Raw genomic sequence first — 25,209 nt, forward strand, 5'->3', positions numbered from 1 at the left:
ACTCCTCCGGCGGGGTGCGGGTGCCGGCACAGGTGTGCCGGCGCCCTCAGGGGCAGGAACCGTCAGGGGCAGGGACCGTCAGGCCCCGGACCCGATGACCCGCCGCACCCGACCACGCGCACGGCGAGCGACCTCGCCGAAGCCTCCCGCCCGCAGGTAGTCGCGTGCGAGACCGATGTCCGCCTTGATCCCCCCCGGGCGACGGAACTGCTCGGCCACCGACACCGGCTCGTCGAGCTCGACCGCGAGGTCGGCGGCCCGTCGGGGGAACCTGCAGAAGTCGACCAGGGGTGCCAGCACCGAGGACCACCGGTATCCCTCGGCGAACTCGACGACGTTGGCCCGGGCCGCGGCGATCGCCGCGTCGTCGTAGAGGTACTTCTCGAGCGCTGCTTCGAGCGCCTCGGGGTCCTCCGGCGGGACGACCGCTCCCAGACCGTTCTCCGTGATCAACGACCCGAACGTGTCCCCGCTCGTCGCCACGATGGGCAAGGACGCCCAGAGGTAGTCGAGGATGCGGGTCCTGAAGCTGTAGGCCGTTTCCACGTGGTGGAAGTGCGTCGAGACGCCCAGGTCGGCGTCGAGCAGGTAGTCCGCCCGCTCGTTGTAGGGCACCCACCCCTCGTTGAAGAAGACGTGCGTGCCGGTCAGGCCGAGCTCGTCGGAGAGCTGCTTGAGCTCCCACGCGATCCTCATGTCCGGCACCCCGGGGTTCGGGTGCTTGAGCCCCAGGAAGTAGAGCCGGACCTCGGGGTGGGCCACCCGGAGGCGGTCCACCGCACGGACCAGGGTCAGCGGGTCGAACCAGTTGTACACGCCGCCACCCCAGAGGATGACCTTGTCGTCCGGCCCGATCCCCGGGACGGTGCCCTTGATCGCGTGCTTGTGCTGGACGGGCTTCTCGTCGGCGATCCCGAACGGGACCACCCCGATGAGCGAGTCGAGGCTCTCGTCCTCGTCGTAGACGGCCGCGTTGATGCGCCCCTGGCCGGCGAGCTGCCCGAGCCAGAAGTCACGCTGCTTGGTCGAGGCGCACAGCACGTAGTCGGCCCGGCGCAGCTGCTCGTTGAGGACCCGCGTGGTGTCGCGGATGGAGGTCGCACGCCCCGCAGGTCCCAGGTCGCGAGCCTGCTCGAGCTGCTCGAGGTGCATGGGGTCGTAGACGTCCGCCACGAGGATCTTCGAGCTCTCCTTGAGCCACGGCGCCCCTTCCAGGAGGAAGCCCTGGAAGACGATCACGTCTGCCCAGTCGGTCTGGGCACGCAGCGCGCGACCCGACGCGTGGACGACCTCGAAGGCGTCCGAGGTGACGCGGGCTCCGGCGGTCGACAGGAGCCGGACCTCACCGGTCGGGGCGAGCGCCTTCGCGATCTCCCACGCCCGGATCGCGGGGCCCGCCATCCGCTCCAGGAGCGGCTCGCCCGTGACGACGAGGATGCGCTGCCGGGACACGAAGTGGGTATCGATGCCGAAGGCCTCGACCAGGTCCTTGTGCGCCGTGAGATAGCTCTCGATCGCGTAGGCAGGCTCGATGGCGTGCCTGAACAGCGGGAAGAGCTCGCGGTCCGAGCGACGACGCATCGCCTGGAGCTCCTTGCGGCTCTCGGCCAGGCTCGGGAGCTGGTCGACGAAGTAGTCGATCGCGTAGGGCCCGGTCAGGGCCATCTTCTCGATCTCGATCGTCGGCACGTCGTCACCGCCGGGCGACCGCTGGAGGTCGAGCGACGACGCGTCCGTCCCGGTCCGTGCGAGCGAGCGCCGCACGGACAGCGCCATCGCGGCAGGGAGCGCACGGGCGAGCGACTCGTCGTCGAGGTTCTTGTACATCGAGAGCAGCGCGTTGCGCTCGAGCAGGTACGACTCGCGGTAGTTGCCGAACTTCTTCATCGTCACGTGGTGACGGTGGTACGCGAGCGACTCGGGCACGTAGCGCACCCGGTACCCGAGCAGGTTGAGGCGCCAGCCGAGGTCGACGTCCTCGTAGAACATGAAGAAGCGCTCGTCGAACCCGCCGATCTCGCGGTAGAGCCGCGTCGGCACGAACATCGCCGCGCCGGTCCCGAAGAGAACGTCCTTGGGGGTGTCGTAGTCGGGCGAGTCGGGCCACTCCGCCTCGCGCTTGTAGCCCATCCCGTACCAGGTGAGCGACCCGTCGACGTAGTCGATCAGGTTGCCGTCCCAGTCCAGCACCTTCGAGGCGACCGCCCCGATCGTGTCGTCGGCTGACATCGCCTCGACCGCGGCGGAGATCCACTGCGGCCCAGGGCGGGCGTCGTTGTTGATGAAGCCGACATACTCGCCGGTCGCGTGCTCCACGCCGAGGTTGCACCCACCGGCGAACCCGAGGTTCCCCCCCGACTCGATCACCTTGGCACGGGGAACCGCGGCAGCGATCCGTTCCGCGCTCCCGTCCTGCGAGTCGTTGTCGATGACGATGAGCTCGAGGCGCTCAGCCGGCCAGTCGACGTCGTCGAAGGACTTCAAGCACGTGATCGTGTCCTCGGCACCCTTGTAGTTGACAAGGACGACTGACACGACCCCCTCGTGGACAGTCGGTTCTCTCATCGTGCGGCCTCTCCGTGAATCTCTGCTAGATCGTTCTCGACCATCTTCTCGATGATCTCCCTGAAGCTGGTCGTCGGGCTCCAGCCCAGCACCTCACGGGCCTTCGACGCGTCACCCACCTGGACGGCGGTGTCGACCGGGCGCACGAAGCGCGGGTCGATCTCGACGTGCGACTCCCAGTCCTCGACGCCCGCGGCGGCGAACGCGAGACGGACGAACTCCTCGACGGAGTGCGCCTCACCGGTCGCCACGACGAAGTCGTCGGCCTCATGGTGCCGGGCGGCCCGCACGAGGGCGTCGACGTAGTCGGGCGCCCATCCCCAGTCACGTCGTGCGTCGAGGTTGCCCAGGGCCAGGACCCCTCCACCCGCCGCCGCGATACGAGCTGCGCCCGCGGTGATCTTCCGGGTGACGAAGGTCTCCGGACGCCGAGGGGACTCGTGGTTGTACAGGACGCAGCTCGAGACACCCAGGCCCCTGGACCGGAACACGGCGGCCATCTGGTGCGCGTAGGCCTTCGCGGCACCGTAGGGCGAGACAGGACGGATCGTCGTGCCCTCGTCCTGAGGTGTGCGGTCCGGAGTCCCGAAGATCTCCGCGCTCGAGGCCTGCACGACGCGGACGGTGCGCCCCGAACGCTCCTGGGACCGATGGGCCGCCTCGAAGAGCGTGACGGCGCCGATCCCGCTGACCAGACCCGTGTCGACCGGGTGGTCCCACGAGTAGGCGACCGAGCTGATGCCACCGAGGTTGTACACCTCGTCCGGTGCGATCTCGGACAGCAGGTCCTGCATGCGGGCGTGCTCACGAAGGTCGATCTCATGAACCTGCACGCCTGCTGACGGCGCGCGCTCCGTGACCGCCGCTCCCGGCCGGACGAACCCGTGGACCTCGGCCCCCTCGCGCACCAACCGGTCAGCGAGGTACGAGCCGTCCTGCCCGGTGAGTCCTGTGACGAGAGCGACGGTCATCGGCTCACCGACCGACCAGGACGGACTGCTCGCGCAGGTCGTTCTCCACCATCATGGACACGAGCCCGGGGAAGTCGACCTTACGCTCCCACCCCAGGGTCTCCTGCGCCTTGGCGGGGTCACCGATGAGCAGGTCCACCTCTGCGGGACGCATGAAGCGGGGGTCCTGCTTGACGTAGCCCGACCAGTCCTCGATGCCCACGTGCGCGAAGGCGGAGTCCAGGAACTCGCTGATCGAGTGCGTCTCGCCGGTCGCGATGACGTAGTCGTCGGCCTCCGGCTGCTGGAGCATGAGCCACATCGCCTCGACGTAGTCACCGGCGAAGCCCCAGTCGCGCTTGGCGTCGAGGTTGCCCAGCACCAGCTCGTCCTGCAGACCGAGCTTGATCCGGGCGACGGCCTGCGAGATCTTGCGCGTCACGAACTCGGGTCCACGGCGCGGCGACTCGTGGTTGAACAGGATGCCGCTCGACGCGTGCATCCCGTAGGACTCGCGGTAGTTGATCGTCATGTAGTGCCCGAAGACCTTGGCGACACCGTACGGCGAGCGAGGCCACAGGAGCGTCGACTCACGCTGAGGCACCTGCTGGACCTTGCCGAACATCTCCGAGCTGGAGGCCTGGTAGAAGCGCACGCGGCTCGGGTCGTCGTGCGAGTACAGGCGCACGGCCTCGAGGATGTTCAGGACCGCCTTGCCGGTCACCTCGCTCGTCAGCATCGCGTTCTCCCACGAGTACGCGACGAACGAGATGGCCCCGAGGTTGTAGACCTCGTCAGGCTTGGACACCTCGAGCGCACGGATGAGCGAGGACAGGTCCGTGAGGTCACCCGTGATGAGCTTGACGTCGGGGACCGTCTCACGCACGAGATCCAGCTTGGGGTTGTTCTGGCCGCGGATGAGGCCGTAGACCTCGTAGCCCTTGCTGAGCAGGAGCTCGGACAAGTACAGGCCATCCTGGCCGGTGATACCGGTGATCAGCGCGCGTGGCATATTTCCTCGAAGAGAGTCGACAGAATAGGACCAGGTCACCCTACCCGGAGACGGCCGCTCACAGGCGATGTGTCCGGTCTCTCCACCCGACCGCTACCATGGCGCCATGCCGGACGCACCCTTCATCTCCTATGCCCAGAACGGCGAGGACGTCGTCCTGTGGCGAGCGCTCCAGTCGGTCACCGACGGACGCTACGTCGAGGTCGGAGCCAACCACCCCACGCACGACTCGGTCACGCGCGCGTTCTACGATCGCGGCTGGTCGGGGATCACCGTCGAACCCGTCGAGTACTTCGCGGAGCTCCATCGCGAGAGCCGCCCGCGCGACATCCAGGTCCAGGCGGCCATCACCTCGGAGGACGTCGAGGAGATCACTCTCCACGTCATCCCCGACACGGGGCTGTCGACGCTCGACGACAGCATCAGCGAGCAGCACGAGGCCGCGGGCATCGAGCACGTGGACATCGTCGTGAAGACCACCCGGCTCGACGACCTCCTTGCCGCGCACGGATACGCCGAGAAGGACGTGCACTTCCTCCTGATCGACGTGGAGGGGGCCGAGGCCGACGCGCTGCGGAGCATCGACCTCACGGTCTGGCGACCGTGGGTCGTGGTCGTCGAGGCGACCCTGCCGAACTCCACGACGCCCTCCCACACGGAGTGGGAGCCGAACCTCCTGGCCGCAGGGTACGAGTTCTGCCTCTTCGACGGGGTCTCCCGCTTCTACGTCGCGCAGGAGCACGCCGCCGAGCTCAAGGCGAAGCTCCAGTACCCGGCGTGCGCGCTCGACCGCTTCGTCAACCACATCCTGATCGACGCCCGCATCGAGATCAACGAGCGGACCGCCGAGCTCGACGACCTCACGCGTCAGCTGCTCCACTGGCGACAGACCGCCCTCGACCAGTGGGCGGCCGTCGCGGCCGCCCAGGCGAGCCGCGACGCCGACAGGTCTGCGGACCAGGCGGTGCTCGCGGAGATGGAGGCGATGCGACACACCCTCTCGTGGCGGGTCACCAGGCCGCTCCGGCTCGTCCGGCGTATCGGCTCCCGACTCAAGACGGCCCGATGAGGGACCAGCAGTACTCGTTGCCCCCCGCCGCCCGGGAGCGTCTGGAAGCCCTCGACCAGCGGCTCCTCGCCGCAGCGCACGCGGTCCTGGGCCCGGAGGTGCCCGTGCTCGACGGGACGCCCGCTCGCCCGGGCCAGGCGAGCGCCGAGATCCTGCCCGCGCTGGTCACGGCGTGCCGCGGCCCCGGGGGTGATGAGGTCGCCTGGCTGCTCCTGACGGCGGTCCGCGGACGGTTCCCGTCACCCGACGAGTTCCTCGCGCTGGCCCGGCTCCTGGACCTCGACCCGGGCGCGAGCGCCACGGTCGAGACGACCCTCCTGACCCTTGCGCTCGACGACGCCGAGGCGCGACCGGACCTCGAGATGACCGTGGTCACCGACCACCCGGTCGTCGAGGTGGACTACTCGGCCCGGAACGACCTCCACACCGGCATCCACCGGGTGGTCCGCGAGACGCTCCCGAGGTGGGACGAGTCCCACCGGATCACCCCGGTCGCGTGGATCGACGAGTCCACAGCGTTCCGTGCCCTCGCCCCGCGTGAGCGAGCTCGGGTGCTGCGCTTCGGCAAGGACTCCGTGACCGATCTCGCCGAGGAGCTGGCCTTCCGCCATCGTCTCGTCGTGCCGTGGCGGACGGCCGTGGTCCTCCCCGACGTCCCCAGCCCCGGGGCCTCGTCGGTCATGACCGCTCTCGCCCGCTGGTCGGGCAACCGCGTCATGCTGATCGGCTACGACCTCATCCCCATCACGAGCGCCGACATGCGTCCCTTCTCCGACGCGACCGTCGCCGCGGCGCAGCTCACGGTGGTCAAGCACTCCGCTCGCGTCGCGGGCATCAGCGCGTCCGCCGCGACCGAGTACGGCGGATTCGTCCACGCGCTGGGGGCTCAGGGCATCGCCGGCCCAGAGGTTCGCGAGGTGCTCCTGCCGGAGTCGTCGCCGCCGTCGACGCACTCGACCGAGCCGCGACCCGGGAACTCCCGACCGGTCGTCCTGGTACCCGGCACGCGCGAGCTGCACAAGAACCAGCGGACCCTGCTCCACGCCGCCGAGCGGCTGTGGCACTCGGGCCTGGACTTCGAGCTGCGGATGATGGGCTCCGCAGGCTGGTCCGACGACGTCGTCAGTGCCGCGATGGACCGGTTGACGGAGCACGGTCACCCGTTCACGCCGCTCGGCCGGGTCTCGGAGGAGGAGCTCTGGGAAGAGCTCTCGTCGGCCGACGTCGTCGCCTTCATCTCGCTCCACGAGGGCTACGGCCTGCCCGTCTCCGAGGCGCTGTCGGTCGGTACCCCCGTCCTGACCTCGTCGTTCGGGAGCCAGGCCGAGATCGCCCAGCACGGTGGTTGCCTGCTCGTGGATCCCCGGGACGACGACGACGTGACCGAGAAGCTCCGCGCGCTCGTCACGGACGCCAACCTGCGCGAACGGCTCGCCCTCGAGGCCCGCCGGCGCCCGCGCCGTACCTGGGACGACTACGCCCGCGAGCTCTGGCAGTACTTCATGACCGACGAGACAGCTGAGGACCCCACGTGACCATCTTCCGACGCCCGTCGGGCGCCACGAGGTCGTCGGCCGCCCCGCAGACCCACGTCGACGCCTGGCGCTCGCGCCTGCCGCTGCTCGCGACGGCGCTCGAGCGACCGGCTCCCTCGGTGGCCCCCTGGTCTCTCGAGTCCTTCGAGCGGGTGCTCGGCGAGCTCGTCGACATCCGTGACCACGCTCAGGTGTGGCTGGCGATCACGGTCCTCACAGGACGCCTTCCCGAGGTGCACACGGTCGTCGAGACAGCACGCGAGGCCGAGTTCGACAGCCATGTCGTCGTGCGCACGATCGTCGAGGAGACGACCGACGAGAGCGCCGGGTGGGCCGTGCGGGTCGTGACCGGCACGGTCGTCGTGGACGTCGCGCACACCGCGTCGACGACGCTCATGACCGGGATCCAGCGCGTCGTGCGGGAGACCACCCGGCGGTGGCTGCGCGAGCACGACGTCCTGCCGGTGTCGTGGACGCAGGACTTCGACGCGGTCCGGGACCTGACCCCCGTAGAGCTCGACCGGATCCTCCGGGCCGAGGCGGCGGACGAGGACCTCCCGTCGACGGCAGAGCCGTCGGTGGTCGTGCCGTGGAACGCTCGCTACGTCGTGCCGGAGCTCGCGGCGGAGGAGGAGCGGACCGGCCGCCTTCGTGCGCTGGCGCTCTACTCGCGGAGCCCTCTGAGCGCGGTCGGGTTCGACCTCATCCCGGTCACGTCGGGCGACACGACCAGCCCGGGCATGAGCGACGCATTCGCCCGCAGCCTGGCCGCGCTCCGGCACGGGGTGCGGCTCGCGCCGATCTCCGGTGCCGCTGCGACCGAGTACGAGGGCTGGCGCATGATGCTCGCCGCGACCGGCATCGCCGGTCCGGAGATCACGCCGGTCGTGCTGCCGGTCGAGGCGGTCGAGTCCACGCCGGCCGACATCGAGGCCGCCCGGTTGCGGTTCACGGTCGGCACCTGGCCGCTGGTCCTGGTCGTCGGCAGCCACGAGCCGCGGAAGAACCACCTCGCGATCCTGCACGCCGCCGAGCTGCTGTGGCGCGAGGGCCATGCCTTCAGCCTCACGTTCATCGGCGGGAACTCGTGGAACGGCGAGAGCTTCCAGCGTCGTCTTCACGAGCTCCGCTCGATCGGTCGACCGGTCGAGGCGGCCAGCAAGATCTCCGACGACCAGCTCTGGGCGGCCTACCGTCTCGCCCGGTTCTCCGTCTTCCCCTCGCTCAACGAAGGGTTCGGGCTGCCTGTCGCCGAGTCCCTCGCGGTGGGGACCCCGGCCATCACGTCGGACTTCGGGAGCATGGCCGAGATCGCCGCCGACGGGGGTGCGCTCGTCGTCGACCCGCACGACGACCGGGCGATCGCCGACGCGATGCGCACGCTCCTCCTGGACGACGAGCAGCTGGGCGAGCTGAGCGTCGCGGCACTCGCACGCCCTCGGCGCACGTGGGACGACTACGCCGCGGAGCTCTGGGCCTATCTCATCGAGGGCCGTCCCCCGACGGCCTAGGGCGCTACGCCTGGCGGGTATTGTTGCCCCTCAGGCCCTCATGCCTAGACCACCATGATCAGGAGAACGATGGACGACCTGCGTGACGCTAGAGCGTCCGCTCTTGCAACCCAACCGATGCGTCCCGCTGGCCCGCGTTCGGGCATCTTCGGTGGAACCCTGCAGTCCCTCCGGGACATCTTCTCGCACCGTGAGCTCGTGGGGCTCCTCGTCCGCCGAGAGATCAAGGCTCGCTACAAGGACAGCATCCTGGGCTTCTTCTGGAGCCTGGCACGTCCGATCGCGCTCCTGCTCGTGTACTGGGTCGCCATCGGCAAGTTCCTCGGAGCCGAGCGGAACATCCCCGAGTTCGCGATCTACATCTTCACCGGCCTGACGGCGTGGCAGCTGTTCTCGGACATCGTCTCGACCGGCACGGGCTCGATCGTCGTCAACTCGGGCCTGATCAAGAAGGTCTACGTCCCGCGCGAGGTCTTCCCCCTCAGCGTCGTCGGCTCGGCACTCTTCAACTTCGGGATCCAGCTGGTCATCCTCCTGGGGTTCACCGCGATCCGCGGTCAGTTCCCGACGGGCGAGCGCTGGCTCTACTTCATCCTGGGGTTCTCGGTCCTCGTGACCTTCGCGAGCGCGCTCGCCCTCATCCTGTCCGCGGTCAACGTCTATCTTCGTGACGTCCAGTACCTCGTGGAGATCGTGCTGATGCTCGCCTTCTGGGCGTCGCCGATCGTCTACTCGTGGAGCCAGATCACGTCCCAGGTCTCGTCGGAGCTCGTGCAGAACATCTATGCGTCGAACCCGATGACCCAGGTGATCTTCGCCTTCCAGCGCGCCTTCTGGGTGGCTGGCGACGGACAGCCGATGCCCGACGACCTCGGTGTGCGCCTGCTCATCACGCTCGGGATCTCGATCGTCCTCCTCTGGATCGGGCAGCGCGTCTTCTCCCGTTTGCAGAGCAACTTCGCACAGGAGCTGTGATGAGCACCACCGTCGTCCGGGTCGACAACATCTCGAAGAGATTCGTCATCCGCAAGGAGAAGTCGCTCAAGGAGCGACTCGTCAACTTCGGCCGTTCCAACAAGCACAAGGACGACTTCTGGGCCCTGCGTGACGTCGACCTCGACATCACGTCCGGTTCCACGGTCGGACTCGTCGGGCCGAACGGTTCGGGCAAGAGCACGTTGCTCAAGATGATCGGCGGGATCCTCCAGCCGACGTCGGGCACGGTCAGCATCCGCGGACGTCTCGCTGCCCTGCTCGAGCTGGGTGCGGGTTTCCACCCGGACCTGACGGGGCGGGAGAACGTCTATCTCAACGCCTCGATCCTCGGGCTGTCCAGGGAGCAGACGGACAGCTACTTCGACGCGATCGTCGACTTCTCCGGCATCGAGAAGTTCATCGACACCCAGGTGAAGTTCTACTCCTCGGGAATGTACGTCCGGCTCGCCTTCGCCGTGGCCGTGCACGTCGACCCGGACATCCTCCTCGTGGACGAGGTCCTGGCCGTCGGTGACGAGCCGTTCCAGCGCAAGTGCATGGACCGCATCCGTCAGTTCCAGCACGACGGGCGCACGATCATCTTCGTGAGCCACTCGCTCGACCAGGTCGCCGACCTGTGCGACCGCGCCGTGGTGCTCGAGAGCGGGGCGGTCATCGCGGACGGGGCTCCCCGGGAGGCCCTGCGGACGCTGCGCAGCGAGTTCGACCAGATCCGCCAGGAGGACATCGAGCGCGAGCAGATCAGGATCCAGGAGGCGGAGCAGTCCACCAAGGTCGAGGACGAGCCGGCGCACGCTGTCGAGCGCGCCGTCGTCCAGTCGGTCGGGCTCTTCTCGCCCGACGGGAGCCCCGTCTCCGAGATCTCCCCCGCGACCGACGTCGTGGTGGCCGTCACGGTCGAGGCGAGCACCCCGATCTCGGGAGCGATCGTCGGGATCGGTATCGACACGGCGCTCGGGGTCAACGTGTACGGGACCAACACCAAGCTGCTGGGTGTCCCGCTGCCGCGTCTCGAGGGCACGCACCGGGTGGAGTTCCTGCTGCCCGACCTCCACATCGGTGAGGGAAGCTATGCGCTGCACGGCGCCGTGACGAACGCTGCCGGCTCCGAGCTCCACCGGCTGCGCGACGCGGTCCAGCTCTCGGTCGTGGCCGACGGGCGGTCCGTCGGCGTCACCTGGACGAACGCCCAGGTCCTCTCCGGGCAGGACAGCACGGTCGGGGCGTCCACGGTCTGACCCCACGTCGTCGACGCCCCGGTGCCCGCTCTTCGGAGCGGGCACCGGGGCGTCGTGCGTCGCGCCCGCCGGAACCTCCGGCGAGCACCAACGGCTAGGGTATGAGGGCATTGCACCCGCCAGGAGGAATCACCCATGCGTCTTCTCGTCACCGGCGGAGCCGGTTTCATCGGCTCCAACTTCGTCCACCAGACCGTCCGCGAGCGTCCTGACGTCGAGGTGACGGTGCTCGATGCGCTCACCTACGCAGGTGACCTCTCGTCGCTCGCGCCCGTCGCCGACCGGATCACCTTCGTCAAGGGGGACGTCTCGGACGCCGAGCTCGTCGACCGTCTCGTCGGTGCGAGCGACCTCGTCGTCCACTTCGCGGCCGAGTCGCACAACGACAACTCGCTGGACGACCCGTCGCCGTTCGTGCAGACGAACGTGATCGGGACCTTCACTCTCCTGGAGGCCGTGCGCAAGCACGGCACCCGGTACCACCACATCTCGACGGACGAGGTGTACGGCGACCTCGAGCTGGACGACCCGGAGCGGTTCACGGCCTCGACGCCGTACAACCCGTCGAGCCCGTACTCGTCGACCAAGGCGTCGAGCGACCTGCTCGTCCGTGCCTGGGCGCGGTCCTTCGGGATCCAGGCGACCATCTCGAACTGCTCGAACAACTACGGCCCGTACCAGCACATCGAGAAGTTCATCCCGCGCCAGGTCACGAACCTGATCGACGGCATCCGCCCGCGCCTGTACGGCGCCGGCCAGAACGTCCGCGACTGGATCCACGTCGAGGACCACAACTCGGCCGTCTGGGCCATCATCGACGCCGGGCGAGCCGGTGAGACCTACCTGATCGGTGCCGACGGCGAGAAGAACAACCTCGAGGTCGTCCAGACCCTCCTCGAGATCTTCGGGCGCACCCCCGACGACTTCGACCACGTCGCGGACCGTCCTGGCCACGACCTGCGCTACGCGATCGACTCCTCCAAGCTGCGTGACGAGCTGGGCTGGACCCCTCGCTACACGGACTTCCGTCAGGGCCTCGAGGCCACGGTGGACTGGTACCGGGCGAACGAGTCCTGGTGGCGCGCTGCCAAGGCCGAGACCGAGGCGAAGTACGCGAAGGTCGGTCAGTAGCGAGGAGCGGGCTGGCGGGCGCCACGTCGGCGTACCGCCCGTCGGCCCGCCCCGCCAGCCGCGGCCTCTCTCGCCAGCCCTCGTGGAGCCCGCTCCGCGCCGGGGCGGCACGGTTCGACGGGTGTCTCTACGAGACCTCCACGCGGCAACCTCCCGGACCCCTCCGCGCGGGACGGGCTTCGTCCTATGCTCTTGAACCGTGACCTCTCGTAGCTGTCTCTCGCCCGGCTCGACGGCAAGGACCCCCACGTGCGCGGTCCCGGTCGTCGCGCCGTCGCGGCGGGTGGGCACGAACCGTCGAGGGCGCGATCTCACCCGGTCCGGGCGTGTCCGCCTCTCCTGCCGCCCGACCCGTGGCACGAGTGGCATCATCGTCCCCATGTCCGTCTCGCGTCCGGACGCCCACCGGCTCCCCCGGTCCGTCCTGCTCGACGTCGTCGCTCACGTGGCTGGTTGAGGCCGCCATGTCCCACGACGAGTCTCCCTCGGGCCGGACCAGGCCCCCGAGCTTCACGCCCCAGACAGGGCGTGCAGGCAGGCCCCCCAGCGCCAACGACGCGATCGCGGTCGGGTCCGACGGCACACCCCGGTCGGCCGGTCGCCCTGTCGAGCCGCTCGCTCCGGACGTCCCGCTCACCTCGGAGCCGCGGATCAAGCGCCAGTCGTCGCGCACCGCCGCCGCCCCGCCGTCACGGCCGGGGACTCCGCCTCCTGCCCCTCCGGCGCGCCCTGTGGGTTCCTCGGACGCCCGCCGCGGCGCGGGTGCCCGGTCGCAGACGTCCACCGAGAGCGCCGCGCCCCCGTCGGTCCCCCCGGCTCACGGCAGGACCACCCGTCCCCGGTCACCGGCGCAGGCAGTGGGGGGCGCACAGCAGCAGCCCGGGGCGCCCTCTCGACCGGCCGCCGCAGCCTCGCGCCCGTCGGCGCCCCGCGGGGCCCGACCGTCGACGCGCCCCACCGGCTCGCCGCCCGGGACGCGCCCGCCGTCCACGCGCCCACCGGTCACGGCCGGCGGCCCGCGGGGCCGCCGGCGGGGACGACGCCTCGCCACGACGGTGGGCGTCCTGGCCCTCGTCCTGCTCATCGCCTGGCCGGTCGGCCTGCTCGTGTGGGCCAACGGCAAGATCCAGCACGTCGATGCTCTCTCGGGTGCTTCGGGGACCGCGGGAACCACCTACCTCCTCGCGGGTTCCGACGCGCGCGGCGGTGACGGCATCGCCGAGGACGGCACGGAGGGCGCCAGGACCGACACGATCATGATCCTGCACAAGCCGGCGAGCGGCCCCGCCGCCCTCATCAGCCTCCCGCGCGACTCGTTCGTCGAGGTTCCCGGCAGGGGGCCCGCCAAGCTCAACGCGGCGTACTCGTGGGGCGGGGCACCGCTCCTCGTCCAGACCGTCGAAGGGCTGACCGGGCTGACGGTGGACCACTTCGTCGAGATCGGCCTGGGCGGCGTCTCGAACGTGGTCAACGCCGTGGGCGGCGTCGAGCTGTGCCTCGACTACGACGTCAACGATCCCAACAGCGGGCTCGTCTGGACTGCCGGGTGTCACGACGCGGACGGCACGACGGCCCTGGCGTTCGCCCGCATGCGCTACTCCGACCCCAAGGGCGACATCGGCCGTGGGGAGCGCCAGCGGCAGGTCATCGGGGCGGTGAGCCAGAAGGCCGTCGACGCGAGCCTGCTCGTGCGCCCTGGGGACCAGGTCTCGCTGCTCGGTGCCGGTATCGGTGCCCTCGAGGTCGACGAGAAGACGGGCATCGTCGACCTCGGGAAGCTCGCGCTGGCCTTCCGGGCCGCGAACGGCCCTGACGGCGTCACCGGCACGCCACCTATCTCCGACCCGGACTACCGTCCTGGCGGGGTCGGTTCGACGGTGCGTCTCGATCCCGACCTGAGCCCGGCGTTCTGGGCGGACCTGCGCGACGGGAAGCTGCCCGCGGGCGTCGTGGGCGGCCTGCCCCAGTCGTAGCCGCAGTCGACGTCGGCGCCGTCCCGCACGGCAGCGAGAAGGGCCCGCACCGTTCCTCGGTGCGGGCCCTTCTCGTGGTGCTGGGGCGCTTACGCCCCGAAGCCCGTGCGGCGCTCTCCGGCGACCGTGGCGCGCAGTGCGGCCCCCTTGGCGTGCGCCTGCTCGCTCAGGGCCTCCTGGAAGGCGACCATCTTCTCGCGCAGGCGCGCTGCGGCGTCGTCCGTGCCCGAGGCGAGGATGCGCACGGCGAGCAGGCCTGCGTTGCGCGCGCCCCCGATCGAGACGGTCGCGACGGGCACGCCCGCGGGCATCTGCACGATCGACAGGAGCGAGTCCATGCCGTCGAGGTGGCGCAGCGGCACGGGCACGCCGATGACCGGCAGGGGTGTGACGGCCGCGAGCATGCCCGGCAGGTGCGCGGCTCCCCCGGCACCCGCGACGATCACGCGCAGCCCGCGCTCGGCGGCGCTGCGCCCGTAGTCGATCATCTCGGTGGGCATGCGGTGGGCCGAGACGACGTCGACCTCGATCGCCACGCCGAACTCGCGCAGCGCGGCCGCGGCCTCCTGCATCACGGGCCAGTCGGAGTCGGATCCCATCACGATGCCCACCGTGGGCGTGCTCTCGGTCATGTCTCAGGCCTTCGTCTCGTCGGTGGTGCGGTTCTCGGGGAGGGGTTCGCCGCGCAGCAGCGCGGCCGCGCCCAGCGCCCGACGGCGGACCTCGCCCAGGTCGTGGCCGCTCACGTTCACGTGGGCGAGCTTGCGGCCCGGGCGGACGTCCTTGCCGTACAGGTTGACGCGCGCGTCGGGGAACGCGCCCAGGACCCCGGGCAGCGCGTCGGTGAGGGCGGGCAGGCTCGACCCGAGCACGTTGGCCATGACCGTCCACGGGGCCGTGGGCGACGTGTCGCCGAGCGGCAGGTCGAGGACGGCGCGCAGGTGCTGCTCGAACTGGCTCGTGACCGCGCCGTCGATGGTCCAGTGACCGGAGTTGTGCGGGCGCATCGCGAGCTCGTTGACCAGGACGCGGCGGGCGGGGCGACCGTCCGCCGAGCCGGCGGCGCCCAGGGCGTCGACGGGGCCGTCAGCGCCGACAGCGCCATCAGCGACCTCGAACATCTCGACCGCGAGGACGCCGGTGACGTCGAGCCCCTCGGCGATCGCGACGGCCACCTGGCGCGCCTCGCGGGCCTCGGCGTCCGTCAGGTCGGGGGCGGGGGCGATCACCTCGGCGCAGACGCCGTCGCGCTGGATCGACTCGACGACGGGCCACGTGCGGACCTCGCCGCTCGGGCGCCGCGCGACCAGGACCGCGAGCTCACGGGTGAACGGGACCTTCTCCTCGACGAGGAGCTGTGGGCCGCCCGCTGCCGCGGCGGCGAGCCAGTCGGCGGCCTCGTCGGCCGAGGTCACGACGCGCACGCCCTTGCCGTCGTAGCCGCCGCGCGACGTCTTGACCACAGCCTCGCCGCCGACCTCGGCGAGGAAGCCGGCGAGCGTCGCGTGCCCCTGCTCGGGGTCGACGGGCAGCGGGGCCCAGCGTGGGCACGGCGCGCCGAGCTCGGTGAGCCGGCGGCGCATCACGATCTTGTCCTGCGCCTGGACCAGGGCGTGCGGCGCGGGCCGCACGGGGGTGCCGTGCTCGATGAGGTCGGTCAGCAGGTCGTTGGGCACGTGCTCGTGCTCGAACGTGAGGACGTCGGCCGGGGCCCTGCCGTCCGTCGGTGCGATGAGGTCTCGGATCGCGACCTCGTCGGTGGCCGATCCCACCGGGGCGTCGGTCACCACCTGGGCCGCCGACGTCCCGGGAGCCTCGACGAGCACCCGTAGGTGCACCCCGAGCTCACCGGCCGCAGGGGCCATCATGCGGGCGAGCTGCCCGCCTCCGACAACGGCGATCACTGGTGCTGACACGTGTACCGAGGGTAGTCGCTCGACCGACCGTCGGACGACCCGTCCCACCCGGCGGTTGCTCCTGGCAATCTTTCCCAGGTCCACGGCGTACCCTGCCGACCATGTCCAGCCAGGTCGACGAGCTCTCGCTCAGCCCCGTCCGGGCGCCCGTCCCCGTCGGGGCCGCCGCCCGCCTCGCGTCCGACGCCGCCCGACGTCGGACGCGCGTCGTCGCGCGCCTGGCAGAGCTGGGCCGGTTCAGCTTCGTGGGAACCGTCGCCTTCTTCGTGGATCTCGGGCTGTTCAACCTGCTGCGCTTCGGCCCCTGGGAAGCGTTGAGCGCGAGCCCGCTCGAGGCCAAGGCGATCGCCGTGGGCGTCGCGACGGTCGTGTCGTGGCTCGGCAGCCGCTACTGGACCTTCTCCGACCGCCGCACGAGCCGCCACGGCCGCGAGCTGCTGACCTTCCTGCTGGTCAACGCCGCGGGCATGGCCATCTCGCTCGGCGTGCTCGCGTTCACGACCGACGTCCTCGGGCTGACGTCCCCCCTCGCGGAGAACGTCGCGGCGAACGGGGTCGGTCTCGCACTGGCGAACGTGTTCCGCTACGTCGCCTACCGACGTGTCGTGTTCACGGGCGCGGGGGTCGGGCCCCGTCCGCTCGACGGGGCCGCGACGCTCGCCGCCACCCCTTTCCCTGTCCCTGACCCGGTCGCGACGGGCAACCCTTCCGACAAGGCCTAGCTCTCGGCGTCCCGCCCGCGCCTGCGGCGCCGCTTGCGCGCCCCGGACGCCGAGATCGTGGTCCCGGTGGGCAGCACGATCCGCGGGTCGAGCGTGCGGGGCACGCCCGCGAGGAAGAGCGCGAAGATCGGCGGGCGACGCTGGGCCAGCTCGAGCCGGCCCCCGTCGGCCGCGGCGAGGTCACGGGCGAGAGCCAGCCCGAGCCCCGTCCCCGCTCCCGAGGTCGCGCCGCGCTCGAAGACGCGCGAGGCCATCTCGTCGGAGACCCCCTCGCCCTCGTCACCGACCTCGATCGCGACGGCGCCGCTGGTCCCGCTCGGTCGGGCACGCACGGTCGTGGTGCCCGCACCGTGCTTGAGCGAGTTCTCGATGAGGGTGGCCAGCACCTGCGCGAGAGCGCCGGGGGTCGCGAGGACCTGGTAGCCGTCGGGCACGTCGACCACGAGCCGGCGACCGGCCTTGGCGAACGTGGGGACCCACTCCTCCTCCTGCTGGTGCACCACGTCGATCAGGCGGACGGCCTCGGTCGTGCCGCCCTGTGCGCGACGCGACTGCGTGAGCAGGTCGTCGACGACCGTGACGAGGCGCTCGACCTGCTCGAGCGAGATGCGCGCCTCCTCCTGGATCTCCGGGTCGTCGGAGGCCATCGAGATCTCCTCGAGCCGCATGCTCAGCGCGGTCAAGGGCGTCCGGAGCTGGTGCGAGGCGTCGGAGGCGAACTGGCGCTCGGCGGCCAGACGTCCGGCGAGGCGGTCGGAGCTGCGCGCGAGCTCGGCGGCCACGAGATCGATCTCCTCGACCCCGGAGAGCTCGAGCCGGGGTCGGACCTGGCCGGACCCGAGCTGCTCGGCCGAGGCGGCGAGGTACACCAGCGGCGCCGACAGCCGGTTGGCCTGCCACACGGCCATCGCGATGCCTGCCGCGAAGGCGACGACCGAGGCCGCGACGACGAGCAGGACGATCTTCGCGGCGTTCCAGTAGCTGTCGGCGAACGACGTGGTCAGGGCCACGGTCGCGTTCTGGTCCGTCCGGTCCGCGGCCTCGTTGACCCGTCCGGAGATGACCTCGCCCGCGGTCATGTGCTCGCCGTCGGGCAGGTTGACGAAGACGTACGCGGGCAGCTCGCCCGGGCGCCCCTCGGACGCGTTGTCGAGGACCGACTGCGGGATCGGCTCGTTCTGCGAGAGCCGGGCGTCGATGTTCCGGGCGAGCGTGTCCACCCGTCCCTGGAGCTGGGCCTTCTCGTTGGCGAGCACGAACTGCGCGCCGAGGAAGGCGAGGGGAAACCCCAGGAGCAGGACGGCGACGGCGACGGCCGCGACCGTCGCCTGCAGCACGCGTCGACGCACGCCCTACTCCTTCGCTCAGCCCTGTGGGCTGATCAGCCCTCGCCGGTCTCGAACCGGAAGCCGAGGCCCCGGACCGTCGAGACGTAGCGCGGCGAGTTGGCGTCGTCGCCGAGCTTGCGGCGCAGCCAGGACACGTGCATGTCCAGCGTCTTGGTGGAGCCCACGGGCTCCGAGCCCCACACGTCGCGCATGAGGGTGTCACGCACGACGACGGATCCCGCGCTCGCGATGAGCACGCGCAGGAGCTCGAACTCCTTGGTGGTCAGGTGCAGCTCGCGCTCGCCCTGGAAGGCGCGGTGGGCGGAGACGTCGATGCGGACGTCCTGCGCGACCAGCTCCTCCTCGTCCGTGGTGTCGCCGTGGGTGCGTCGCAGGAGCGCCCGCACGCGGGCGAGGAGCTCGGCCAGGCGGAAGGGCTTGGTCACGTAGTCGTCGGCGCCGGCGTCGAGGCCGACCACGAGGTCGACCTCGTCGGCACGTGCCGTCAGGACCAGGACCGGCGTCGTCAGACCCTTGTTGCGGATCTCACGTGCGACGTCCAGGCCGTCCATGTCCGGGAGGCCCAGGTCGAGGACGACGATGTCGACGCCGTTCGCGGCGTCGATCGCTCCTTGACCAGTTCCTTGCACGACCACGTTGTAACCCTCACGCGTCAGCGCACGCGCCAAAGGTTCGGCAATCGCCGGGTCGTCCTCCGCTAGCAGTACGTGGGTCATTCGATCATGCTAGGGCATTCGTAGAACTTTGGCGTTATCCGGCAGGCGTTGTGGGACACCCATGGCACACCTGATGGACACCGATGGCCCGGGTGTTCTGCTCTGCCCGGGTCTGCCCGGTTGCACCCGGTAGGCCCGGCCATGCGGACGCCGTCGGGACGTCACGGGAAGGCGTTCGCACGACCCGTGTCCGGCGCCCGCGCCCCGACGGGCCGCGACCCGGCCGGCCGCTCCCGCGACCCCGGATCATGCCCTGGTCGGGCCGGGGCACGCCCCCGGTCCGTCCACGGGTGGACCCCTCCGACGGCGGGCCCCACCTAGGCTGGCAGGCATGGGCTGGTACGAGAACATGGGCAAGTGGTGGGAGCGGCACCGGTTCGGTGTCGACATGACCACGACGCTCGTCGTCGCGCTCGCCTTCGTGCCTGCGGCCTGGGCGCTCGGGACGTCCGCCACGGGCGGTTCGACGCTCTCGACCCTCTTCACGATCGGCATGATCGCCCCGCTGCCGTGGCGCCGGGTCCGCCCCGTGGCGTCGGCCATCACGGTCTACTCGGTCGCGCTGCTCCACCTGCTGTTCGGGATCGTCTTCCTCCCGGCCGACTTCCTCCTGCTGATCTCCCTCTTCTCCGTCACGGTCTACGGCCCCCGGTGGGCGCACCGCACCGCGATGATCTCCTCGGCCGCCGGTTCCCTGGTGCTCGGGCTCTCGCTCGCCATGCAGGCGAGCGGCCCGGGCGAGGCGGCCGGGGTCCTCGTGGTCACCACGATGTTCACGACCATGATGTTCCTCGCGGTCTGGGCGTTCGGGCTGGTCCGCCGTTCGCGGCGCGAGACCATCAACGCGTTGGTCGACCGCGCCGAGCGCCTCGAGGTCGAGCGCGACCAGCAGGCGCAGATCGCGACGGCCGCCGAACGTTCGCGCATCGCCCGCGAGATGCACGACATCGTCGCCCACTCGCTGTCCGTCATCATCGCCCAGGCCGACGGTGGACGTTACGCCGGTGCCACGGACCCGGCCGCGGCCACGCGCGCACTGACGACGGTCTCGGAGACGGGTCGTGCCGCGCTGGCCGACATGCGCCGGCTCCTCGGGGTCCTGCGCACGGACGACCGCGGCGCCGTCGCCGGGCCTGCCCAGCTCACGCACGCCCCCGGCCTCAACAACCGTCCCCGGCCCCTCCCCCCAGGAGGTCCCGCGAGCGCCGTCGCGCCCACCGGCTCCCCCCGCACGGACCCCACCCCCGTCACGGGCGCGACCCGCCGCATCGAGCTCAACCCGCAGCCCGACTCGGCCGACCTGGAGACCCTCGTCGCCCAGGTGCGCGAGAGCGGCATGCGGGTCTCGCTCGTCCGCATGGGCACGCCGCGCGCCCTGCCTCCGGGGGCGGGGCTGACCGTGTACCGGGTCTGCCAGGAGGCGCTGACCAACATCCTCAAGCACGCAGGCCCGGACCCGACCGTCACGGTGGTCGTGACCTGGGGCGTCGACACGCTCCAGCTCGCGGTCGACGACGACGGGAGGGGCGCCTCCGCGGACGGCTCGCACTCGCCCGGCTACGGTCTGCTCGGCATGCGCGAGCGCGCCGTGATCTTCGGCGGCTCCGTGACGACGGGCCCCCGCCCCGGGGGCGGCTTCCGCGTCCGGTTCACCATGCCCATCCCCCGGCTCGACGGCGTCGCTCCCCTCCTCCCGTCGGCTCCCGGTCCGCAGTCGCCACCGCACGGCCCGACGGCGGGTCCGGCAGCCGGTCCGGCGGCGGGTCGGTCGGCGGGTCCTGCCCCCGTGCCACCCCCGCCGGACCACCTGTCGGGCAGGATGGACCCTCGCGGCACCCGGCCCGCACCCGCACCCGACGATCGTCAGGACCCATGACCTCCACCTTCTTCGCCCCCGACCCGCCCGAGCGCGCCCCGATCCGGGTCGCGCTCGTCGACGACCAGCAGCTCGTGCGGGCCGGCTTCCGGATGGTGATCGACTCGCAGCCCGACCTCCAGGTCACGGTCGAGGCCGGTGACGGGCTCCAGGCGCTCCGGCTGCTCGCGGACCACCCCGTCGACGTCGTGCTCATGGACGTGCGCATGCCCCACCTCGACGGGCTCGCCGCGACGGCGCAGCTCACGGCCGCGGCCGCCGAGGGGCAGCACGTGCCGCGCGTCATCGTGCTCACGACGTTCGACCTCGACGAGTACGTCCTCGAGGCGATCCGCTCCGGGGCCAGCGGCTTCCTCCTCAAGGACGCTCCCCCCGAGGAGATGCTCGCGGCGATCCGCACCGTGCACTCGGGGGACGCGGTGATCGCCCCGTCCTCGACCCGCCGGCTCCTCGAGCACCTGGTCGTGGCCCTGCCCGCCGAGCAGCTCGTCGACACGGGCGCCCAGCAGCAGGTCTCCTCGCTCACCGAGCGCGAGCGCGAGGTGCTCGTTCTCATGGCGAAGGGCCGGTCGAACACCGAGATCGCGGGCGACCTGTTCGTCGCCGAGGCCACGGTCAAGACCCACGTCGGGCGCATCCTCGCCAAGCTCGAGGCGCGCGACCGCGTGCAGGCCGTGGTGACGGCCTACGAGACCGGGCTGGTGCGCCCGGGCGCGTGACGCCGTCGGGCAGGGGCTTCGCCGGGGGCCGGACGGACCCTGGCTGCGGGACCGCTCGACGTGCGGCGTACCGCCCGACCGGGCGCGTACGACCACGGGATGACTCCCCCTGCGGCCAGGACCAGCCCGTCGCCGGACGCGGCCGCCACCCCCCGGCTCCTAGTGTCGTCATCAGGTGGGAACGAGGGCCTCGGCTCTCCCCCGCACCCCCTCGGTCCCGGCGCCGGGCGCACCACGCGCCCCGCCCCGGGACCGGACCTACCGACGACGAACTCCCTGGAGCAGACGTGGACACCACCGTGTACCAGCCCATCCCCGGCACCGCCGCCTCACCGGGCACCCCCGCGGTGCGCGCCCGGTCCCTGACCAAGCTGTACGGCAAGGGCGAGGCGACCGTGCGCGCGCTCGACGGCGTCGACGTGGACTTCGAGAAGGGCGCGTTCACCGCGATCATGGGCCCCTCGGGCTCGGGAAAGTCCACGCTCATGCACCTGCTCGCCGGGCTCGACACCGCCTCGAGCGGCCAGGGCTTCATCGGCGACACCGAGATCACCGCGCTCGGTGACAACGAGCTGACCAGGCTGCGCCGCGACCGCGTCGGCTTCGTCTTCCAGTCGTTCAACCTGCTGCCCATGTTCACGGCCGAGCAGAACATCACGCTCCCGATCGAGCTCGCCTCGGGGACGGTCGACAAGGAGTGGCTCGCGACGCTCGTCCAGACCCTCGGCCTGGGCGCTCGCCTCACCCACCGCCCCAGCGAGCTCTCGGGCGGGCAGCAGCAGCGCGTCGCGATCGCCCGCGCCCTCATCGCCAAGCCCGAGGTCGTGTTCGCCGACGAGCCCACCGGAAACCTGGACTCGCGCTCCGGCGCCGAGGTCCTGAGCTTCCTGCGCCGCTCGGTCCGCGAGCTCGGGCGCACCATCATCATGGTCACGCACGACCCGACGGCCGCCGCGTACGCCGACCGCGTCATCCTCATCGCGGACGGCCGCATCGCGGGCGACATCGACGACCCGACGCCCGAGTCCGTCCTCGCCGGCCTCGACGCGCTGCGCACGCTCGAGGGCGACCCCGCCGACGCGCTCGCGGGCGGCTCGACCGGTTCGACGGCGGTGCGCGCCTGATGGTCCGGCTCACCCTGGCGCAGATGCGCCGAAGCATCGGGCGGCTCAGCGCCGCCGGCATCGCGATCCTCATCGGGACCGCCTTCCTGACCGCGACGCTCCTCGCCGGGAACGTCATGACCCAGGTCACCAACGGCTCGATCGCCGCGCGCTACGCCGACTCCGACCTGGTCGTCGCGAACGACCAGGGCCTCGACGCCGCCGAGATCGCCGCGGTCGGCACGACCCCCGGGGTCGAGGCCGCCGACGCGCGCAAGCTCCGAGCCTTCCAGCTGGTCTCGGGCGGCAAGCGCACCTTCCAGATCGTCAGCCCGGTCATGACCGACCCGCGGTTCGAGCCGCAGGAGGTCACCGCGGGCGCCCAGCCGTCGGCTGCGGGCGAGATCGCCCTCCCCGAGGAGACCGCGGACCGCCTGGGCCTCGAGCTCGGCGACACCGTGACGCTCGTACGCTCCGTCTGGCAGCCTGTTGCCGAGGGCGCGACCGCGCCGGACGGCACGGACAGCACGGACAGCACGGACGGCACGGACAGCGCGGACAGCAGCGCGACGGCCGGCGAGGCAGCGGACGGCGGCACGACGTCGCCCGACGAGGCCCCGCTCGGCGAGTACACCGACGTCGACGAGAAGCTGACCCTCGTCGGCCTCCTCGACGACCCGATGGGCGCCCACTCGCAGTACGGCGGCGCGGGCCTGGTGGACGCGGCGGAGCTGACGACCTGGGACGACTCGGCCGCAGAGCCCGGTGCCTCGGCCGACGTCACGAACGACGTCCTCGTGGCTCTCGCCCCGGGCGCCGACGTCGAGACCGTCCGCACCCAGATCGCCGACTCGCAGGGGGACGGCACCACGGTCATGACGACCGACGAGTACGCGAAGAAGGTCGCTGCCGAGATGACCGGCGGCGAGGACGTCTTCACCTACATGATCCTCACGTTCGCCGCGATCGCCCTGCTCGTCGCGGCCCTGGTCATCGCGAACACCTTCCAGGTGCTCGTCGCCCAGCGCACCCGGACCCTCGCGCTCCTGCGCTGCGTGGGCGCCGACCGCAAGCAGCTCGCACGATCGGTGCTGCTGGAGGCCACGACGCTCGGGATCATCGCCTCGGTCGCCGGGATCCTGGTCGGCACGGGGCTCGTCCAGCTCGCGCTCACCGTGGCCGGCGGCATGGACCTCGGCGTCCCGCTCCCGGAGCTGGTCCAGATCACCGTCCCGGTCGTCCTGGTACCTCTGCTGGTCGGCACCGTCGTCACGCTCGTCGCGTCCTTCTCCCCGGCCCGCGCAGCGACCCGGGTCGCGCCGCTCGCCGCGCTGCGCCCGTCGGACGCGCCGACCGTCTCGACCGGAGCCGGGCGGGTCCGTCTGGTCGCCTCGATCCTCCTGGTCGTCGGTGGCGCGAGCCTCCTCGCCCTGGGCATCGTCCTGGGGCAGCAGGGCAGCGCCGAGATGGGGCTGCTCGCGGCGACGGCCGGTGGCGCCGCCTCGTTCGTCGGGGTGCTGATCGGCGCGATCTTCTGGCTCCCCCGGGTGGTCAGCGTCGTCGGCAAGGCCCTGACGGGCTCCGGCAGCACGGCCAAGCTCGCGGCGGCCAACACCCTGCGCAACCCGCGCCGCACCGCTGCCACCAGCACGGCGCTCCTCATCGGTGTGACGCTCGTGGCCATGATGTCGACCGGCGCGGTCAGCGCACGGATGAGCATGAACAACGAGCTCGACAGCCGCTACCCCGTGGACGTCTCGCTCGCGACGGACGGCTACGACGACAACGGGGGCAACGACCCCATCGAGCTGCCGCAGACGACGATGAGCACCGCCGAGAGCACCGAGGGCATCGCGAGCGTCGTCCCGCTCACCGCGGCGACCGTCTCGGTCGACCTGGACGGACAGTCCATCACGTTCCTCGCGCGCGGCGTCGACCCTGCCGACGCCGTGGGGCTCGTGCGCAACGCGAAGGCCGTCGAGGGGCTGGTGCCCGGCACGGTCGTCGTCCCCGAGATGGTCGCCAAGGACTGGAAGATCGCCACGGGCGACGAGCTGTCGCTGGCCGCGACGGCCCCGGAGGGCACGGGATCCCCCGCCACCCTCGAGGCGCTGGTCACCCCGATGGGCGGACGCGCCCTCCTGGTCACCCCCGACACGCTCGACGGCGTCGCCCCCGGCGCGCCGGTCACGACCGCCTGGGTGGGGCTGACCGACGTGACCGACGCGGGGTCCGTGGTCCCCGCGCTCCAGGACGCGCTCGCCGAGAGCAGCATCCCGATCGACGTGACCGGTGCCGCCGTCGAGCGCGCCCTCTACCAGAAGGTCGTCGACACGGTCCTCGGCATCGTCGTCGGGCTCCTCGCGGTCGCGGTCGTCATCGCCCTGATCGGCGTCGCGAACACCCTGTCGCTCTCGGTCATCGAGCGCCGCCGCGAGTCCGCGACCCTGCGGGCCATCGGCCTGAGCCGGTCCCAGCTGCGCTGGATGCTGGCCATCGAGGGCATGCTCATCGCGGGGGTCGGCGCGGTGCTCGGCATCGTGCTGGGCGTCCTGTACGGCTGGGCCGGGGCCTCCGCGGCACTCGCCGTGATGGGTGACGTGACCCTGGCCGTCCCGTGGCGCGACGTCGCCCTGGTGCTGGTCGTGGCGCTCGTCGCCGGTCTGCTCGCCTCGGTGATCCCAGGCCGCTCGGCGGCCCGCACCTCCCCCGTGGAGGCGCTCGCGGTCGACTGACCCGCCATCCAGCGGCACCGTGCCCGACGGCGCGCCTGTGGACGATCTCCTCGTCCACAGGCGCGCCGTCGGCGTCTGCGGAGCCCTTCGGGG

The 25,209-nt window shown here is 71.4% G+C and carries 19 protein-coding genes; 12 read left to right on the forward strand and 7 right to left on the reverse strand.

Features of this window, described 5'->3' with window-relative positions; all coding sequences use genetic code 11:
- Positions 1–78 precede the first annotated feature (78 nt).
- From H9640_RS11670 to H9640_RS11680, 3 genes are read right to left on the reverse strand one after another with little or no spacing between them, the layout of a single operon-like run.
- Complete coding sequence (locus H9640_RS11670; RefSeq protein ID WP_307824185.1) at positions 79–2,535, reverse strand: glycosyltransferase; 2,457 nt, start codon at positions 2,533–2,535, stop codon at positions 79–81.
- Between the two features lie 26 nt (positions 2,536–2,561).
- Positions 2,562–3,536, reverse strand: coding sequence for a GDP-mannose 4,6-dehydratase (locus H9640_RS11675; protein WP_191790865.1), 975 nt, complete (start codon positions 3,534–3,536; stop codon positions 2,562–2,564).
- Positions 3,537–3,540: 4 nt separating this feature from the next.
- Positions 3,541–4,527: a GDP-mannose 4,6-dehydratase gene (locus H9640_RS11680; protein WP_191790866.1), complete on the reverse strand. Its 987-nt coding sequence runs from the start codon at positions 4,525–4,527 to the stop codon at positions 3,541–3,543.
- Between the two features lie 106 nt (positions 4,528–4,633).
- Here H9640_RS11680 and H9640_RS11685 point away from each other — a divergent pair, with 106 nt between their 5' ends.
- From H9640_RS11685 to H9640_RS19175, 7 genes are all read left to right on the forward strand, one after another.
- Complete coding sequence (locus H9640_RS11685) at positions 4,634–5,596, forward strand: FkbM family methyltransferase (RefSeq protein ID WP_191790867.1); 963 nt, start codon at positions 4,634–4,636, stop codon at positions 5,594–5,596.
- On the forward strand, positions 5,593–7,131 hold the full coding sequence (locus H9640_RS11690; RefSeq protein WP_191790868.1) for a glycosyltransferase: 1,539 nt from the start codon (positions 5,593–5,595) through the stop codon (positions 7,129–7,131). Before H9640_RS11685 ends, H9640_RS11690 begins: the two co-directional genes overlap by 4 nt.
- Positions 7,128–8,642: a glycosyltransferase family 4 protein gene (locus H9640_RS19650; RefSeq protein WP_191790869.1), complete on the forward strand. Its 1,515-nt coding sequence runs from the start codon at positions 7,128–7,130 to the stop codon at positions 8,640–8,642. The genes H9640_RS11690 and H9640_RS19650 overlap by 4 nt, the downstream gene beginning before the upstream one ends.
- A gap of 117 nt (positions 8,643–8,759) precedes the next feature.
- The gene (locus H9640_RS11700; protein WP_225227074.1) at positions 8,760–9,617 is read left to right on the forward strand and encodes an ABC transporter permease; all 858 of its coding nucleotides are present in this window, start codon (positions 8,760–8,762) and stop codon (positions 9,615–9,617) included.
- Positions 9,617–10,876, forward strand: coding sequence for an ABC transporter ATP-binding protein (locus H9640_RS11705; protein ID WP_191790871.1), 1,260 nt, complete (start codon positions 9,617–9,619; stop codon positions 10,874–10,876). The genes H9640_RS11700 and H9640_RS11705 overlap by 1 nt, the downstream gene beginning before the upstream one ends.
- Positions 10,877–11,011: 135 nt before the next feature.
- Positions 11,012–12,007, forward strand: a complete 996-nt coding sequence (rfbB, locus tag H9640_RS11710; RefSeq protein WP_191790872.1) for a dTDP-glucose 4,6-dehydratase — start codon at positions 11,012–11,014, stop codon at positions 12,005–12,007.
- Between the two features lie 1,055 nt (positions 12,008–13,062).
- Positions 13,063–13,980: an LCP family protein gene (locus tag H9640_RS19175; RefSeq protein WP_318243757.1), complete on the forward strand. Its 918-nt coding sequence runs from the start codon at positions 13,063–13,065 to the stop codon at positions 13,978–13,980.
- Between the two features lie 89 nt (positions 13,981–14,069).
- Here H9640_RS19175 and purE read toward each other — a convergent pair whose 3' ends face one another.
- Positions 14,070–14,612: a 5-(carboxyamino)imidazole ribonucleotide mutase gene (gene purE, locus H9640_RS11720; RefSeq protein WP_191790874.1), complete on the reverse strand. Its 543-nt coding sequence runs from the start codon at positions 14,610–14,612 to the stop codon at positions 14,070–14,072.
- 3 nt (positions 14,613–14,615) lie between these two features.
- On the reverse strand, positions 14,616–15,896 hold the full coding sequence (locus tag H9640_RS11725) for a 5-(carboxyamino)imidazole ribonucleotide synthase (RefSeq protein WP_191790875.1): 1,281 nt from the start codon (positions 15,894–15,896) through the stop codon (positions 14,616–14,618).
- 101 nt (positions 15,897–15,997) lie between these two features.
- Here H9640_RS11725 and H9640_RS11730 point away from each other — a divergent pair, with 101 nt between their 5' ends.
- Complete coding sequence (locus tag H9640_RS11730; protein WP_191790876.1) at positions 15,998–16,618, forward strand: GtrA family protein; 621 nt, start codon at positions 15,998–16,000, stop codon at positions 16,616–16,618.
- On the opposite strand, the gene H9640_RS11735 is transcribed toward H9640_RS11730, so the two are convergent.
- Together H9640_RS11735 and H9640_RS11740 are read right to left on the reverse strand one after the other, a co-directional pair.
- Positions 16,615–17,967 carry an ATP-binding protein gene (locus H9640_RS11735; RefSeq protein ID WP_191790877.1) on the reverse strand — a complete coding sequence of 451 codons (1,353 nt, stop codon included), beginning with the start codon at positions 17,965–17,967 and terminating at the stop codon, positions 16,615–16,617. The two genes, H9640_RS11730 and H9640_RS11735, sit on opposite strands and share 4 nt — an antisense overlap.
- 32 nt (positions 17,968–17,999) lie before the next feature.
- Positions 18,000–18,683 (reverse strand): response regulator transcription factor, encoded by a 684-nt coding sequence (locus H9640_RS11740; RefSeq protein ID WP_191790878.1) that lies wholly within the window; start codon positions 18,681–18,683, stop codon positions 18,000–18,002.
- A 331-nt stretch (positions 18,684–19,014) separates the two neighbouring features.
- Between H9640_RS11740 and H9640_RS11745 the strand changes: the two genes are divergently transcribed.
- From H9640_RS11745 to H9640_RS11760, 4 genes are all read left to right on the forward strand, one after another.
- Positions 19,015–20,559 carry a sensor histidine kinase gene (locus tag H9640_RS11745; RefSeq protein ID WP_191790879.1) on the forward strand — a complete coding sequence of 515 codons (1,545 nt, stop codon included), beginning with the start codon at positions 19,015–19,017 and terminating at the stop codon, positions 20,557–20,559.
- Complete coding sequence (locus H9640_RS11750) at positions 20,556–21,278, forward strand: response regulator (RefSeq protein ID WP_191790880.1); 723 nt, start codon at positions 20,556–20,558, stop codon at positions 21,276–21,278. The genes H9640_RS11745 and H9640_RS11750 overlap by 4 nt, the downstream gene beginning before the upstream one ends.
- 287 nt (positions 21,279–21,565) lie before the next feature.
- Positions 21,566–22,402 (forward strand): ABC transporter ATP-binding protein, encoded by an 837-nt coding sequence (locus H9640_RS11755; RefSeq protein ID WP_191790881.1) that lies wholly within the window; start codon positions 21,566–21,568, stop codon positions 22,400–22,402.
- A 23-nt stretch (positions 22,403–22,425) separates the two neighbouring features.
- The gene (locus H9640_RS11760) at positions 22,426–25,116 is read left to right on the forward strand and encodes an FtsX-like permease family protein (RefSeq protein ID WP_225227075.1); all 2,691 of its coding nucleotides are present in this window, start codon (positions 22,426–22,428) and stop codon (positions 25,114–25,116) included.
- The last annotated feature ends 93 nt before the right edge of the window (positions 25,117–25,209 follow it).

Origin of the sequence: Oerskovia gallyi, assembly GCF_014836745.1 — a bacterium.
Taxonomy (GTDB): Bacteria; Actinomycetota; Actinomycetes; order Actinomycetales; family Cellulomonadaceae; genus Oerskovia; species Oerskovia paurometabola.